The 939-nt window shown below is 71.2% G+C and carries 2 protein-coding genes; both read right to left on the reverse strand.

Annotation, left to right across the window (positions count from 1 at the left end):
- On the reverse strand, positions 1-433 hold a 433-nt coding region (locus AYO52_RS16770; protein ID WP_156523663.1), incomplete at its 3' end, for a sulfite exporter TauE/SafE family protein.
- A gap of 49 nt (positions 434-482) precedes the next feature.
- A partial coding sequence (locus tag AYO52_RS16775) for a rhodanese family protein (RefSeq protein ID WP_067719989.1) occupies positions 483-939 on the reverse strand: 457 nt, incomplete at its 5' end.

A 939-nucleotide genomic window follows, 5' to 3' on the forward strand; every position in this document is an offset into this window, starting at 1 on the left:
CCACGACGAGGCCGTCGAGCAGGATTCGCCACAGCGGATGGTGGTGGTCGTTGCTCTGTCCGTCGCGGTCTTTGCGTCCTCTGATCATGGCGCCGGCGGTGGCGATCATCATCACCGCGAAGCCGATCATCAGGACGGTGCCGGGGATGTAGCCGCCGGCAAGGCCGCCGAGGAACGCCCCGACCATCCCGGCGGCGCCGAAGATCAGGCCCGTGCGCCACTGGACGTTGCCCTTGCGGGCGTGACCGATGAGGCTGACCAGTGAGGTGGCGCCGACGACGAACAGTGAGGTCGCGATGGCCTCCTTGGGGTCGAGTCCGCCGATGTAGGTCAGTAGCGGCACGACCAGGATGGACCCGCCCCCGCCGAGAAGGCCCAAGGACAGCCCGACCAGGACGGCCAGGGCCACGACGATGATCGTGGTGATCTCCATTGCAGGTGCCTTTCTCCGGCGGGGGCGCCGGTGCTTCGGGTGGGGTGGGTCAGGAGCGGGCGGGCAGCGAGTCCAGGACGGCGCCGAGCCCGGGCTCGTCGGTCGAACGGTTCCACGGCATCTTCGACAGCGCGGCCGCCATGGCGCAGGAATTGCTCGCGGCCGAGTACGTCAGGCCCGCACCGATCGCGCCGGCGAGGTAGGCGAACTTCGGCGAGAGCACCTTGGAGGCCGTGACGCCCGCCAGGACGAGCGACCCGGCGACCATCCGGACCTGCCGGTCCATCGCCCAGGCGCCCTTGCCGCGGACGACCTCGCCGCCGGCGGCCTCGTAGCCGGCGATGCCGCCGTCGAGCACGGTCACGGAGTCGGGGTCCACGCCCACGGCCTCGAGGCGCTCGTTCGCCTGCCGGGCGCGGTTTCCGGACTGGCAGATCAGGACCACCTGCCCCGGCAGGCGGGAGGCGAACTCCTCGCCGTGCTCCGCGAGCAACGGCAGCGGCACG

It is taken from the genome of Dietzia sp. 111N12-1, assembly GCF_001658045.1.
Classification (GTDB): domain Bacteria; phylum Actinomycetota; class Actinomycetes; order Mycobacteriales; family Mycobacteriaceae; genus Dietzia; species Dietzia kunjamensis.